Origin of the sequence: Niallia tiangongensis (genome assembly GCF_044704065.1) — a bacterium.
Classification (GTDB): Bacteria; Bacillota; Bacilli; order Bacillales; family Cytobacillaceae; genus Niallia; species Niallia tiangongensis.
Genome location: NZ_CP162613.1, coordinates 508,986 through 522,823 on the forward strand (window position 1 = coordinate 508,986; position 13,838 = coordinate 522,823).

Genomic DNA, 13,838 nt, shown 5'->3' on the forward strand with positions numbered 1-13,838 from the left:
GAGTAATGATGAACCCCCAGCTTATTGAATTAATGGATAAGGAACTTTTAAATCAACATGTTAAGGCGCTTTCTGCATATGAACGGTTAACAGGAGAGGAAGAAGCTGAAAGAGCGGTAGATTATATAGTGGGAAATTTGCAACAGCATCATATTTCATATAATCGTTACCAATTCGATGGGTACTTTAGTGATCCTATTCATGGGGAAGTGTTTGTAATAGCACCTATGAAACTAGCTATTCGCGCAAAAGCAAGATCATTTGGTGCCAATCTTCCGCATGGGGTAAAGGGAAATCTTCTATATGATTTCTTTAGTGAACACTCAACAGGGATAAGCGGACCAGTCGAGCGTTATGAAAAGATGAAAGACAAAATTATTATCAGCTGGAACTATTACGAGGATTATGTGAAGAAAATAGAAAGTGCAGGAGCAATAGGGCTTATTCATATATGGCCATCTAAGGAAAAGGCGCTTCATGAAGAAACGGTGGGAACTATTTGGGGTACTCCTACGATGGGGAATGTGGACCAACTGACGAAAATTCCTGTCGTTGGCATAAACCAAGAAGATGGGAGCAAGTTGCTCGAGTGGATAAAAGAGGAGCATTCTGTAGAAGTCGTATTGAAAACAGAGGTTAGAAATTCTGTTAAAAAGACTAGTTTACCAGTTGCTACTATTCGCGGGAAATTTGAAGAGTATATTTTGGTATCTGGACATTATGATTCCTGGCATAAAGGGGCAACAGATAATGCAACAGCCAATTCTTTGATGCTGGAGATGGCTCGGATATTTTCTACTCAACAAAGTAAGCGAAGCATTAAAATAGCTTGGTGGCCAGGACATTCAAATGGTAGATATGCAGGGTCTGCCTGGTATTGTGATCAATTTTGGGAGGAAATCAATGAGAAGTGTGTAGCGCATATTAATATTGATTTTCCAGGGACGAAAGGAAATGTTCAAGTAGTTCCAAGATCAACAGCGATGGAAAAGGATGAACTTTTAACTAATATTATTCGAGAATATACAAAGAAGGAACCGCCTCGATCGGATTATTTGCCTCGGGGAGCGGATCAATCCTTTTGGGGAACGAATATTCCTATCCATCTAATGCTAAAGTATGAACCAATCGATCAAGAAAAAAGATATCAAACACCAGGAGGGAACTGGTGGTGGCATACAGAAGAGGATCTCGTTGATAAAGTGGATTGCGATTTATTGGAGAGAGATACAGAAATGCATATAGAACTAGTGAATCACTTGGTGAATGTACCAATCTTGCCAATCAGCCTTCTCCGCTTTTTAGCAAAAAGTAAGGAGATTATAAAAGATCTAGACAATCATTCTGATGAAGCTTTCGATTTCACTAAAATTCATCAAATTTTTGAAAGGGTTTCGATAATGGCGGGAGAGCTTTTGGAAAAGGAAGAATCAGATATAACTTCCTATAATAAGCTTTTAAAATCGATTGGTGGAAAACTCAATAGACTTAAGTTCTCTTATTCCAGTAGATATGATTATGATAATACGTATCCTTTTCAGCCTTATCCTGGCTTAGCCAAAGTGAAGGACGTCTATCGAAGTAATACAACACAAGAAGAATTCCTGTTTATCAGTACCTTTTTCATTAGACAACGAAATCGGATAGTAAATGAGATAAAAGAAGTAATAATGGAGATAGAAAGATACTTTGATTAAATATATAAAGGCTTTCGCTCGTTCTTATGTCGAGCGAAAGCCTTTTTTAGTTAGGCGCCTTATTTGAAATAGATATTCTTAAATGAAATAATAGTAGGAGAAAATGGAACGGAAAGGAGTTTTTACAATGAAGGTATTAGTGGTTGGAGCGAATGGGCAAATAGGCAAACAGTTAGTAATGTTATTACAAGCGAGCAATGTATATTCTGTTAGGGCATTAGTCAGAACAGAAGATCAGCTAAAAGCATTTGAACAAAGCGGAGTAAAGGCAGTGATGGGCAATTTGGAGGAGACGGTTGAGCAGCTAGAGAGTGTTGTTCGAGACTGTGAGGCAGTCATTTTTACTGCAGGTTCAGGCGGGAAAACCGGGTATGATAAAACGTTGCTAATTGATCTTGATGGTGCGGTTAAAATGATAGAAGCATCAAAAAATATGGGAATCAAGCGATTTGTAATGGTTAGTGCACTACAAGCACATAATCGAAAAAATTGGAATGAACAACTTAAGCCCTACTATGTAGCAAAGCATTACGCAGATCGAATCCTTATGGAAAGCGGATTAACGTATACGATTATTCGTCCAGGTGGCCTTTTGAATGAAGCTGGAACTGGAAAGGTAACGATTGGGGAGAATCTTGAAAGAGGGATGATTCCGCGAGAGGATGTAGCGAAGACGGTAATTGCCTCACTACAGGAATCGAACGTGTTTAATAAAGCTTTTGATATAGTTTCTGGTGAAACGGCGATTGCGGAGGCAGTGGGGGGATTATAAAGGTTAATTAGAGAAGAAGCGTCTGGGTATGCAGGTTGGTTTGGCTGATAAGGCGGAAGTTTTGGCTGATAAAACAGAAGTTTGGCTGATAACCCAATAGTGCGAAAACCTAAGCTGTAAGAGGATAGACGCTCTCTAATCCTTACGATTTAAAAAATCATTGAAACAAATTTTTTCTCTTTTTTAATGCATGAATTTTTTTAGTAAGTGGAAATCCAAGAATAAGGAAGAAGATTCCTATTATAACTAAAACAGCATTTAGGATAATTTCAAAAGTATGGATGTCTCTAAAGAGAAAGACTTGAGAAAGCCCAGACGCAATAAAGATAATAGCCAGGATATACCAGATGAAATTAATTCTTTGATAATGCTCAATTTGGGAATCAATATCCGAATAGATCTCAAATTCACCTAAGGAGGCATCTCTTCTAAAATAATGCCATCTTTTGATAGATGCAACTTGCTCCACGCGTAACTCCTTCATTAATGCTAGATAGTCATCCTTTTCTTTCTGAAAAACATCCTGTTCAAGAAATTCGATTCTGTATATATATCTACTTGGTGTACTTGTTTCGAAAACATAGTACCCATCAGTAATTTCTTGTAGGGCATAGCCTTGTTTGCACATATGGTTTATCCAAGCCTCTTCTTTTTCAATATGGATAAAGAAATTTTTAAACGAACTTCTTTTCACTTTTTTAATCATTTAGTTGAGCTCCCATCCTTATTAATCCGTTTTGATACAACTCCTTTAGCCTAACGATTTCAGATTGAACCACTTGATAGCCTTCGCTCGTTAAGGTATATACTTTCTTCCTTTTCTCCATGTCCCCATTCTTTGAAAACTCAATCCAGCCTTTATCTAAGAGAGCCTTAATTGCACCATAAAGTGTGCCGGGAGCTAGTGTTAAACGGCCATTACTCATTTTTTTAACATCCTGCATAATTCCGTAACCATGTTGAGGCGAAAGAAGAGAGAGGAGAATATATTATTTCCTGAAATAGAAATCACTTCCCCTATACTTATTTATATCTGTTTACGATATATCGTGTGACGATATAGTTTATATAATTATACCTCAAGATAAGGGAAGGATCTATGTGAAATAAGCGAAAAATTAGTTGTGGATAAAAGTCTTATTTAATGAAGGTTCATATCCTATTGGAAAAAATTGAAATGTCGAATTTTGAAAAAAATTGTTGATTTATCTATAAAAACATAATATTATCTTTTTATAGAATTTTCTAAAAATAAAAGAATGATAAAAAGGGGCAACTTGAATGTTCATCGTAGATTTTTTAAATAATATCCTTTGGTCGTATGTAGTGATTTATGGCTTGATAGGGATTGGTATTTATTTTACTTATAAAACTGGATTTATTCAGTTTCGCTATATAAAAGAAATGATCAGAGTCATTTTTGAGAAAACGCCAGCAAATGAAGCTGGAGAGAAATCGATTTCTGCCTTTAAGTCTTTTTGTATCGGCTCTGCTACTCGTATTGGAACTGGAAACTTAGCCGGTGTAGCGGTTGCGATTACAGTTGGAGGACCTGGAGCGGTATTTTGGATGTGGCTCGTAGCTCTATTAGGTGGGGCAACAAGCTTTGTAGAAAGTACATTGGCTCAAGTTTATAAAGCAAAGGATCCAGAAAAGCCTGGCACGTTCCGAGGCGGACCAGCTTATTACATCACAAAAGGGTTAAATAAAAAATGGTTAGGTATCATATTTGCCGTTTTAATTGCCTTTACTTTTGGTCTTATCTTTAATTCTGTGCAAAGTAATACAATTTCCGCTGCATTTGAAACAGCTTTTGGATTCAATACTGCTATTACTGGTATTGTATTAGCAGCTGTGACAGGTTTAATCATTTTTGGCGGGGTACATCGTATTGCTAATTTCTCCAGTGTGATTGTACCGATAATGGCTGTTTGTTATATTGCAGTTGCATTATTTGTGATTATCACAAATATTACACACTTACCAGCAGTGCTATCTTTAATTGTCAAAAATGCTTTTGGGTTTGAACAAGCAATTGGCGGAGGTATTGGTGTAGCCATCATGCAAGGGGTAAGAAGAGGCCTGTTTTCAAATGAAGCTGGAATGGGAAGTGCGCCGAATGCCGCTGCGACAGCACATGTATCCCATCCTGCGAAACAAGGATTTATTCAAACATTAGGTGTTTATGTGGATACAATAATTGTTTGTACTGCTACAGCGTTTGTTATCCTTGTTTCTACAGATATTTTTAACGCTGGTCAATATGAAGGGATCAACCTACTTCAAGCATCATTAAGCGCTCAAGTGGGAAGTTGGGCGAACATCTTTATCGCTGTTTCCATTTTACTTTTCGCTTTCAGTTCGATTGTAGGCAGTTACTATTACGGGGAAACAAATATTCAGTTTATAACCAAGAATAAAGCTGTATTAAATATATTCCGATTTGCAACAATTGCGTTCGTAATTATTGGTGCAGTAGCAAAGCTAGGAATGGTTTGGAATTTAGCAGATTTATTTATGGCGATAATGACTGTAATCAATTTAATAGCTATCTTTGCTTTAAGTAAGGTTGCATTTAAAGTATTAAAAGACTATGAAGTAAAAAGAAAGCAAGGATTAGACCCGACTTTTAATCCGAAAGAATTAGGAATTGAAAATACGGAGTGTTGGGAAAATGAAGAAGAACAGGAACGTCAGGTGAAAATTAGTTAAGACAATAATAAGTAGAGTGAAAAGAAGAAGCCGTTTAGATAGGCATCTTCTTTTCATTTTGGAGAATTAGTAGATGGAAAGCTCTTAAAGCAGTAAGGAGGATTTAACAAAGTTAATAATAAGAAGATTTTTTTTATTTCATAATACTTGGTTAAACCTTACTAGTCCTTGATGATGATGCTCATTCGTTTCTATAGGCAACTCATCCTTTTTCAGCATATTAGAAAATCCACTTAAAAGGATAATTACTAGACTTAAGCTAGCTGAAACGATTAAGAGATTGGAAGTGAATCTTCTTTTATTAGACTGATACTTCTTCACAATATGGTAGATAATGAAACTACTTAGCAGAAAAATGGCGTCTGCCATAATAATGATTAAGACTGCCTCTCCTTCTTTCAGCATAACTCCTAACATGCCTCCCATTAAAGATCCCATAAAACTGGCTGCCCCAGCTTCTATCATGGCAACCATCGGGCTTTTTAAAAATATTAAAAGAATGAAGGAGAAACTCACGATGATGGAAAAAATGGTAGCCATTGCTAATTCATTGGGCATAATGGTACCAAATAAAACACCGATGGCCACACTAGAAGACATACCATACAGCATAGGCAAGCATTTCGCCGTCATTTGATTTTCTGGTAGGTTTTGTATCTGTGAATAGATAAAGAAGCTAAATCCTATAAGGATAAGTGCACTTAGAATCCAAAGCATATACTTCCTCCCATATTCAGTTTTGATTCTTAACGTAAGTATTTGCACATTGTATACCTTATGATGAAGGGAAATGATATATAACTAGTTCGTCATTAACATTTATATAGTTTTTAAATAATAAACAGGCTGGGACAAAAGTGTTCCATCCATAGACAAACCCGAGCAACCGCAAGAAAATTGCATATGGTTGTTCGGGTATTTATTCGTTTTATAAAAGGCTGTTTCAGTAAAGTTCGTGTTAATATCCGCAGCCTGAATACACTACGCTTTCCATGGGGCGAGCGCCGAGCCGCTTCGGCCTGCAGGGTCTCGGACTTTCTCGCAGCTCCCATAGGGAGTCTACGTGTATTCAGGCTGCTCCATTTTTCTTACTAATTTATTTTTTCTTGGAAAAATAATAAGTTTTTAGGAAACAGCGCAATGGAACGAATTAGTTTTTAGACTTGATTATAGTTAAAAACATAGATTACCAATATATGAAAGGAACCTTTATTAAAGAGCTAAATTAGAGATTGTTCGTCTTTACCGATTAATTATTTACTTATGTCCCAGCTTCTTCATAAAAAAGCCTTCTTTAAAGGCCTTTTGGATTCTTATAAGTTTTGTCCATTAGAGGCTATCACATTTTTATACCAATAGAATGATTTTTTCTTTTTACGCTCTAATGTACCACTTCCGTCATCTTGTTTGTCTACATAGATAAAACCATAGCGTTTAGACATTTCTCCTGTGGAGGCACTAACTAGGTCAATGCAACCCCACGATGTGTAGCCCATTAAATCTACACCGTCTTCTACTGCTTCTCCCATTGCCTCGATATGCTTACGTAAATAATCAATGCGGTAATCATCGTTAATGCTTCCATCTTCTTCGACGTTGTCATATGCACCAAGTCCGTTTTCTACTACAAATAGAGGCACTCGATAACGATCATATAATTGGTTTAATGCAATGCGTAGTCCAATAGGATCGATTTCCCATCCCCAATCACTTGCTTCAAGGAATGGATTTTTAACACCAGAGAAAATATTGCCTGCTGCCTTTTCTTCTGCTGTTTTTTCTTTTTTCTCCGTACGGGACATATAGTAGCTAAAGGAAATAAAGTCAACTGGATATTGTTTTATTGTTTCTAAATCCCCATTTTCCATTTGAATCGTAATGCCATTTTCTTTGAAAAAACGTTTTGAGAAAGCGGGGTATTCTCCGCGAACTTGTACATCCCCACAAAGATAGTTAAAGATTTGCTCCTCTTGGAAAGCGTAAAGAATATTTTCGGGCTTACTATCAATTGAATAGACAGGTGCGCAAATCAACATACAGCCAATTTTACCTTCAGAAATTATTTCATGACATGCTTTCACTGCTAAACTACTTGCGACAAACTGATGATGCAATCCTTGGAAGCTTTCTTGTAAACGAACATCTTCGGTGTCAGGAGAAAAACCGAGACTAGAAATTGGATGAAAGACAGCACCGTTGATTTCATTAAAGGTAAGCCAGTATTTTACCTTGTTTTTGTATCGATTAAAAAGAGTTGTTGCATATCGCTCAAAAAAGGTTACAACTTCACGATTACGCCATCCGCCATATTCTTTAATTAAGTATAATGGCATTTCATAGTGTGAAATGGTTACAACTGGTTCCATATTATGTTTTAAACATTCATCAAAAACTTTATCATAAAAGGCTAGTCCTTCTTCGTTAGGTACAAGCTCATTACCATTTGGGAAAATACGAGACCAAGCAATAGACATACGATAGGCTTTAAATCCCATTTCAGCAAAAAGGGCAATATCTTCTTTATAACGATGATAAAAGTCAATTCCTTCATGGTTTGGGTAGGTATATTTTTCTTTATCAATCTCAAAATTAAAACCTGGAGTTGAAATTACTTTTAGTCGAACCTTTCCTCCGGGCATAACATCTGCTAAATTCATGCCCTTTCCGCCTTCTAGATAAGCGCCTTCTAATTGATTAGCTGCTGTTGCTCCTCCCCATAAAAATCCCTCTGGAAATTGATAAGTAGTTTTGTTCATAATATTCCCTCCTAAATTTTATGGTTACGCTTTCGGCAGGAAAAAGAAAAAACCTAAACCACAAAAGATAAGAACAGTATAGTCCTATAACTTTTGTGATTTAGGTTTTGCCTGCATAACCAGTAACAACCCTAATAGGTGTACTATTAATTATTTTGGCTTTACTATAACATCATTTTTTCTATCAATCAAGAAATTTGTAAACGCTATTCTCTACTATATTTTCAGCGTAAAATAGTTAATAAGTTAGTTTTGATAAACGGCAAAAAAATTCAATTTTTCTAAAAGAAAGCGTTGACACTTATTTTTACACATGATAAATTACAGATATCAAATAACAAAACTTAAAAGTTCCGTGAAGGAATGTTACCTTAAGTGGGCATAACCTGAACTGACTAGAAAAACATGCTATTGTGTTGCGTGTATTCTAGTCGGGTCAGGTTTTTTTTATTTGTTAAAACCAAATTCCATAGTGAAGGAAGGGTCAAAGATGAAATATGAGCAATTAGCAAAAGATATTATTGCCAATGTGGGTGGGAAAGAAAACGTTATCAGTGTTGTTCACTGTCTTACTCGTCTCCGTTTTAAACTGAAGGATGAAAGTAAAGCAAATACCGAATACTTAAAAAATATGGATGATGTAGTCACTGTTATGAAAAGTGGTGGACAATATCAGGTTGTTATTGGGAATCATGTACCTGATGTATACGAGGCAGTACAGGCTATTGGTGGATTTCAAGGTCAACCAACTGCAGAAGTAGAAGAGAAAGGGAAAAAAGGTTCACTGTTTAATCGTTTCATAGACATAATATCCAGTATTTTTACTCCTATACTTGGAGTATTAGCCGCAACTGGAATGATAAAAGGTTTTAATGCAATGTTTTTATCACTCGAATGGTTAGAAAGTACTTCAGGTACGTACCAAATATTGAATGCAACTGGGGATGCACTGTTCTACTTCCTTCCTATTTTCTTAGGGTATACTGCTATCAAGAAATTCGGAGGTAGTCCATTTGTGGGAATGGCAATAGGAGCATCATTAGTATATCCTACACTGACATCTTTAACAGCTGGAGATCCTCTTTATACCTTATTTACAGGAACGATGTTTGAGTCACCAATTCATATTACATTTCTAGGAATTCCAATAATTCTTATGACTTATTCATCATCTGTTATTCCGATTATAATTTCAGCTTATTTTGCAGCTAAGGTAGAAAATGGATTAAAGAAAGTTATACCAAATGTAATAAAGGTGTTTATTGTTCCGTTATTAACATTACTAATTATAGTACCACTAACTTTTATAATAATTGGACCTATTGCAACATGGGCTGGAGCTTTATTAGGGCAAGGGACGATGGTGGTCTATAATTTAAGTCCAATTATTGCGGGGATTTTCTTAGGGGGATTATGGCAAGTATTCGTTATCTTCGGTCTTCATTGGGGTCTACTTCCATTAGCCATTAACAACCTTGCAACAATAGGAGCCGACCCGATTATTGGAACTACGATTGCAGCTTCCTTTGCTCAAATTGGAGCAGTTCTTGCAATCTTGATTAAAACTAAAAAACAGCAGTTGAAAACGTTAAGTATTCCAGCCTTTTTTTCTGGTATCTTTGGGGTTACGGAACCCGCCATATATGGAATTACACTACCATTAAAAAAACCATTTATTATTAGTTGCATCGGAGGGGCTATCGGTGGTGGAGTTCTTGGATTTGCCGACTCGAAACTATATATGGTTGGTGGAGGTGGTATTTTCATTTTCCCTTCTTATATTAACCCTGAAGGAATTACATTCGGTTTTTGGGGAGCAATCATTTCTGTCATTGTTGGTTTCGTAGTAGCATTTTTATTAACACTATTCTTTGGAGGTATTAACAAAAGCCAAAATTCAACTCAAAAAACTACAGCATCAAATCAAGTGGCAGCAACAAAAGTGGAAAAAGAGGAAGTAAGAAGTCCTTTAAATGGAGAAGTAATAGCTTTAGCAAAAGTAAAAGATGAAGCATTTGCATCTGGTGCACTTGGTCATGGAATAGCAATTGAACCAAGTGAAGGGAAATTATTTGCTCCTACAGATGGAACGGTGTCTGCTTTATTTCCAACTAAACATGCAATTGGAATTACTACTGATACTGGTGCTGATATTTTAATTCATATTGGAATGGATACTGTTCAATTGGATGGCAAGTATTTTACTGTACACACTACACAAGGTGAAATGGTAAGAAAAGGGCAATTGCTGATCGAATTTGATATGGATGAAATAGCTAAAGCTGGAAAGCCTTTGACGACGCCAATAGTTATTACCAATTATAGAGAATTTAACTTAGAGGTAACAGGTGAAAAACACATACAACAAGGAGATTCTTTATTTCAACTAGAGACAAAGTGATAGACAGCAAAAAGATATAGAAGAATAGAATGGTTTAGGCGCTATCGATTTACCGACAGAAGATGGAGAAATACAGGACGATTATCGTATAGATTATCTGCGTAAACATGTTTTAGAAATGTCAGAGGCCCTTGAAGATGGCGTTGAAATTATTGGGTATACAAGCTGGGGCCCAATTGATATAGTAAGTGCCTCTACTGGTGAAATGAAAAAACGCTATGGCTATATTTACGTAGATAAAGATAATGAAGGTAACGGAACATTGAATAGATCAAAGAAAAAGAGTTTTAATTGGTATAAAGAAGTTATCGCATCCAATGGAGAAAATGTCTGAAAAGGGAAATAGGAAAGTTGATTTTTCAACTTTCCTTCTTTCCAATTTTAAATGATACTATCACGATCACTTATCCATTATAATAAATGTAAAGCCATATTAAACTACAGGTGGTCTAATGAAAATAGAAAAAGTTTATAACAATAATGTTATTGGAACATTCAATGAAAAAAAAGAAGAGCTAGTAGTCATGGGAAGAGGCATTGCCTTTCAAAAAAAGCCGGGTGAGTTAGTAGATGAAGCAAAAATCGAGAAAATTTTTGCTTTGAAAAATAATGATATGTCTGAAAAATTTAAAACCCTTTTATATGAAGTACCTGTTGAATATATCGAAATCACAGAAGAAACATTAAAGATTGCTAGCAGTAGACTGGGAAGAAAATTAAATGATAGTTTTTATATCTCGCTAACAGACCATTTACATTTTGCTGTACAAAGAATTGAAAAAGGGTATGAAATTAAAAACGCTTTATTATGGGAAATAAAACGATTTTATAAGGAAGAGTTTTCTATTGCAATGGAGACAGTTCAACTAATTAAGGATAAATTAGGTGTGGAGCTACCAGAGGACGAGGCTGGATTTATTGCCATGCATATTGTGAACTCAGATTTAAACCAGGAAATGCCCAATGTTGCAAACATCACAAAGGTCATGCAAAACATATTAAATATCGTAAAATATCATTATAAAATGGAATTTGATGAGGAATCATTAAACTATTTTCGATTTATTACGCATTTGAAGTTCTTTGCTCAAAGACTCTATAGTAAAACTTATATGGATGATGATGACCCGTATCTTTTTGAAATGGTTAAACATAAGCATAAGGAAGCATTTAAATGTACAGAAAAAATAAATGAATACATTGAAAATCAATTCAATTATTCGTTAACGGATAATGAAAAGTTATATTTAGTCATCCATATACAAAGGGTAGTGAATCGTTAGTGTTAGAAGGAGAAATATCTTCATTTAGGCTTTGTTGAATATAATGTTATTTCATCGGCAGAGAGATAAGTAATAAGTGCTGGGGATAAATGATATGAAGGGTAATTTTCTTCTACATTACAAAAACACTATATTTAACAAAGCCCAAAATTTTTAAAAATGAAGATGTAAGTGAGGAACATTTTTCTATATTAAATGATTACTGATTCATTGATTGTTCTGAAGTACCTTTCTCTTCTAATTGTTCCTCTACGATATCTTCTTGTTTTTTCTCATATTCTTTTCTTACATCTCCGCAAGTGATGCATATCCCACTGTAATAATAATTATATTTATGATATTTTCGTATTTTACATATAAGTGAACCAAATAACAAAAGTAACAACTCCTTTACTTATCCATTCTACAATAGTGGTCAGTAATATTTGGTTAAATAACCGTTACGAACCTACCAACTTCATTACAAACATGTCTTCTTTATCTTTTTTATGACAATCACCAAAAAAAACATTACAGTTTGCTAGAGAAATAGGTGGATTTGGAAAATGATTGAAAGAGAAAATGGGAAAACTAGAAACTTTTTCATGTGCTGTATCGTAATAGGTATAGTTGTAATACAAATGTAAATGAATATACGTACAAATGCCTAGATAATGCTGTAAAATAATAGGTAATACATGGTTGAAGAATACGAATGCAAAAGGAGAGATTCTTTGTGGGGGTCATGCTAAGCAAAGGTCAAAAGGTAGATTTAACGAAAGCTCATCCTGGATTAAGTAATGTAGTAATTGGTTTAGGCTGGGATATCAATCAACATGGTGCCAATTATGATTTAGATGCTTCTGCTTTTTTGTTGGGAGATAATCATAAAGTATGGAGCGATAATGATTTTATTTTTTACAATAATCCAACTGGTCCTAATGGATCGGTAATATACAGTGGAGATAACCGAACAGGTCACGGTAGAGTGGACGATGAACAAATCAGAGTGAATTTATCCCAAGTACCATCCACTATTCAACGCATCGCTTTCACCATTACTATCCATGATGCTTATGATAAAGGACAAAATTTTGGACAAATATCTAATGCCTATGTCAGAGTATATAATGAGGGAGAGCAAGTAGAACTTCTTCGTTTTAATCTTGGAAGAGACTATACAATCGAAACTGCGATTGTTGCAGCAGAGCTATATCGCCATCATGGAGAATGGAAGTTTAATGCTGTTGGCAGTGGCTTTCAAGGTGGTTTAGCTGCATTATGCCGCAATTTTGGGGTAACTGTTGATGATGAACCAACAGCACCTGTTCCATCTATTCAACAAGGCTATCAAGAACCAAATAGACCTCCTTTCCAGTCGTTTGAAACACAAACTTATCCCACTTCTAATAGAGAGGCATACCAGGCAACCGGTCATGCGGCTTATTCAAATAATCCGCAAATGTATGGACAAGCTTCTGCGCATAACCATAATTCTAGTGACCATATCCAGTGTATTAGATGCCACAGTACGAATGTCCGTACAGGTGAAAAAGGATTTGGAATTGGAAAAGCAGCTATTGGTGGATTGATTTTAGGACCTGTTGGACTACTTGGCGGCTTTATTGGAAAAGGACAATTAAAAATTAACTGTAATAGTTGTGGTTATAGTTGGTCTCCATCTCAGACAGATTATGCGGAATGGGGCAGACAGCAGAAGCAACGGGCAAAAGACCTCTTTATGCGATATAAAAATCCCGAAGTATTAGACGCGGTTGTGGCTGCATGTGCATTAGTAGGAATGGCAGATGGTAGATTAGATTCTTCAGAAGAACGAAAAATGATGGAGTTTATCCATCAAAGTGAAGAATTGCGTGTTTTTGATACAAATAAAGTCATTCAGCAATTTAATCACTTTGTTCGCAAAATAGAATACGATCAAATTATTGGTCAGACCGAATGCTTTCGAGCATTAGGGAAAGTGCGCTCAAAGCCAGAGGTTGCAAGACTAGTAGCACGGTATTGCATTGCTATTGGCTATGCAGACGGTCATTTTGATCAAAGAGAAAAACAAGTAGTGACGGAAATATGTCGAGAATTAGGCTTAAATCCACAGGAATTTTTATCTTAAATATAGGCCATAATAAAATAGAAAACCAGTTTTAATAGAATAGTTTGGGAGAGAATGTCTGAAAGATTCTTAGTTTCCGTTAATTCAGTAGCTCAAATTGCTCGTTT

11 protein-coding genes and 1 pseudogene are annotated in these 13,838 nt (G+C 35.7%); 7 read left to right on the forward strand and 5 right to left on the reverse strand.

The genetic code is table 11. The features are described 5' to 3' along the window. The first annotated feature begins 5 nt into the window (after window positions 1-5). Window positions 6-1,697: a M28 family peptidase gene (locus AB3U99_RS02620; RefSeq protein ID WP_400245231.1), complete on the forward strand. Its 1,692-nt coding sequence runs from the start codon at window positions 6-8 to the stop codon at window positions 1,695-1,697. A 127-nt stretch (window positions 1,698-1,824) separates the two neighbouring features. Then, the gene (locus tag AB3U99_RS02625; protein WP_400245232.1) at window positions 1,825-2,469 is read left to right on the forward strand and encodes an SDR family oxidoreductase; all 645 of its coding nucleotides are present in this window, start codon (window positions 1,825-1,827) and stop codon (window positions 2,467-2,469) included. Between the two features lie 157 nt (window positions 2,470-2,626). On the opposite strand, the gene AB3U99_RS02630 is transcribed toward AB3U99_RS02625, so the two are convergent. Both AB3U99_RS02630 and AB3U99_RS02635 read right to left on the reverse strand, forming a co-directional pair. Beyond that, the gene (locus AB3U99_RS02630) at window positions 2,627-3,175 is read right to left on the reverse strand and encodes a DUF2812 domain-containing protein (protein WP_400245233.1); all 549 of its coding nucleotides are present in this window, start codon (window positions 3,173-3,175) and stop codon (window positions 2,627-2,629) included. Then, window positions 3,168-3,455 carry a PadR family transcriptional regulator gene (locus AB3U99_RS02635; protein WP_400247935.1) on the reverse strand — a complete coding sequence of 96 codons (288 nt, stop codon included), beginning with the start codon at window positions 3,453-3,455 and terminating at the stop codon, window positions 3,168-3,170. Before AB3U99_RS02635 ends, AB3U99_RS02630 begins: the two co-directional genes overlap by 8 nt. Before the next feature lie 295 nt (window positions 3,456-3,750). On the opposite strand from AB3U99_RS02635, the gene AB3U99_RS02640 reads away from it, so the two are divergent. Further along, on the forward strand, window positions 3,751-5,181 hold the full coding sequence (locus AB3U99_RS02640; protein ID WP_400245235.1) for an alanine/glycine:cation symporter family protein: 1,431 nt from the start codon (window positions 3,751-3,753) through the stop codon (window positions 5,179-5,181). Window positions 5,182-5,319: 138 nt separating this feature from the next. Here AB3U99_RS02640 and AB3U99_RS02645 read toward each other — a convergent pair whose 3' ends face one another. Together AB3U99_RS02645 and AB3U99_RS02650 are read right to left on the reverse strand one after the other, a co-directional pair. Next, on the reverse strand, window positions 5,320-5,898 hold the full coding sequence (locus AB3U99_RS02645) for a hypothetical protein (RefSeq protein WP_400245236.1): 579 nt from the start codon (window positions 5,896-5,898) through the stop codon (window positions 5,320-5,322). Window positions 5,899-6,494: 596 nt separating this feature from the next. Further along, entirely contained in the window at window positions 6,495-7,937 is a 1,443-nt protein-coding gene (locus AB3U99_RS02650; protein ID WP_400245237.1) for a glycoside hydrolase family 1 protein, read from the reverse strand. A 490-nt stretch (window positions 7,938-8,427) separates the two neighbouring features. Here AB3U99_RS02650 and AB3U99_RS02655 point away from each other — a divergent pair, with 490 nt between their 5' ends. From AB3U99_RS02655 to licT, 3 genes and pseudogenes are all read left to right on the forward strand, one after another. Next, a complete protein-coding gene (locus AB3U99_RS02655) occupies window positions 8,428-10,338 on the forward strand; it encodes a beta-glucoside-specific PTS transporter subunit IIABC (RefSeq protein ID WP_400245238.1) in 1,911 nt (636 codons plus the stop codon). Window positions 10,339-10,366: 28 nt separating this feature from the next. Continuing rightward, window positions 10,367-10,672 (forward strand): annotated as a pseudogene (locus tag AB3U99_RS02660) (family 1 glycosylhydrolase); the annotation flags it as partial. A gap of 118 nt (window positions 10,673-10,790) precedes the next feature. Next, window positions 10,791-11,621, forward strand: coding sequence for a BglG family transcription antiterminator LicT (gene licT / locus AB3U99_RS02665; protein ID WP_400245239.1), 831 nt, complete (start codon window positions 10,791-10,793; stop codon window positions 11,619-11,621). Window positions 11,622-11,820: 199 nt separating this feature from the next. Here licT and AB3U99_RS02670 read toward each other — a convergent pair whose 3' ends face one another. After that, on the reverse strand, window positions 11,821-11,997 hold the full coding sequence (locus tag AB3U99_RS02670; RefSeq protein WP_400245240.1) for a hypothetical protein: 177 nt from the start codon (window positions 11,995-11,997) through the stop codon (window positions 11,821-11,823). Between the two features lie 339 nt (window positions 11,998-12,336). Between AB3U99_RS02670 and AB3U99_RS02675 the strand changes: the two genes are divergently transcribed. Then, window positions 12,337-13,731 (forward strand): TerD family protein, encoded by a 1,395-nt coding sequence (locus tag AB3U99_RS02675; RefSeq protein ID WP_400245241.1) that lies wholly within the window; start codon window positions 12,337-12,339, stop codon window positions 13,729-13,731. The last annotated feature ends 107 nt before the right edge of the window (window positions 13,732-13,838 follow it).

What these genes read in the sequence shown, in the direction of transcription:
- AB3U99_RS02620 (WP_400245231.1), top strand. Translation starts at nt 6, where the DNA reads ATGATGAACCCCCAGCTTATTGAATTAATGGATAAGGAACTTTTAAAT.
- AB3U99_RS02625 (WP_400245232.1), top strand. Translation starts at nt 1,825, where the DNA reads ATGAAGGTATTAGTGGTTGGAGCGAATGGGCAAATAGGCAAACAGTTA.
- AB3U99_RS02630 (WP_400245233.1), bottom strand. Translation starts at nt 3,175, where the DNA reads ATGATTAAAAAAGTGAAAAGAAGTTCGTTTAAAAATTTCTTTATCCAT.
- AB3U99_RS02640 (WP_400245235.1), top strand. Translation starts at nt 3,751, where the DNA reads ATGTTCATCGTAGATTTTTTAAATAATATCCTTTGGTCGTATGTAGTG.
- AB3U99_RS02645 (WP_400245236.1), bottom strand. Translation starts at nt 5,898, where the DNA reads ATGCTTTGGATTCTAAGTGCACTTATCCTTATAGGATTTAGCTTCTTT.
- AB3U99_RS02650 (WP_400245237.1), bottom strand. Translation starts at nt 7,937, where the DNA reads ATGAACAAAACTACTTATCAATTTCCAGAGGGATTTTTATGGGGAGGA.
- AB3U99_RS02655 (WP_400245238.1), top strand. Translation starts at nt 8,428, where the DNA reads ATGAAATATGAGCAATTAGCAAAAGATATTATTGCCAATGTGGGTGGG.
- licT (WP_400245239.1), top strand. Translation starts at nt 10,791, where the DNA reads ATGAAAATAGAAAAAGTTTATAACAATAATGTTATTGGAACATTCAAT.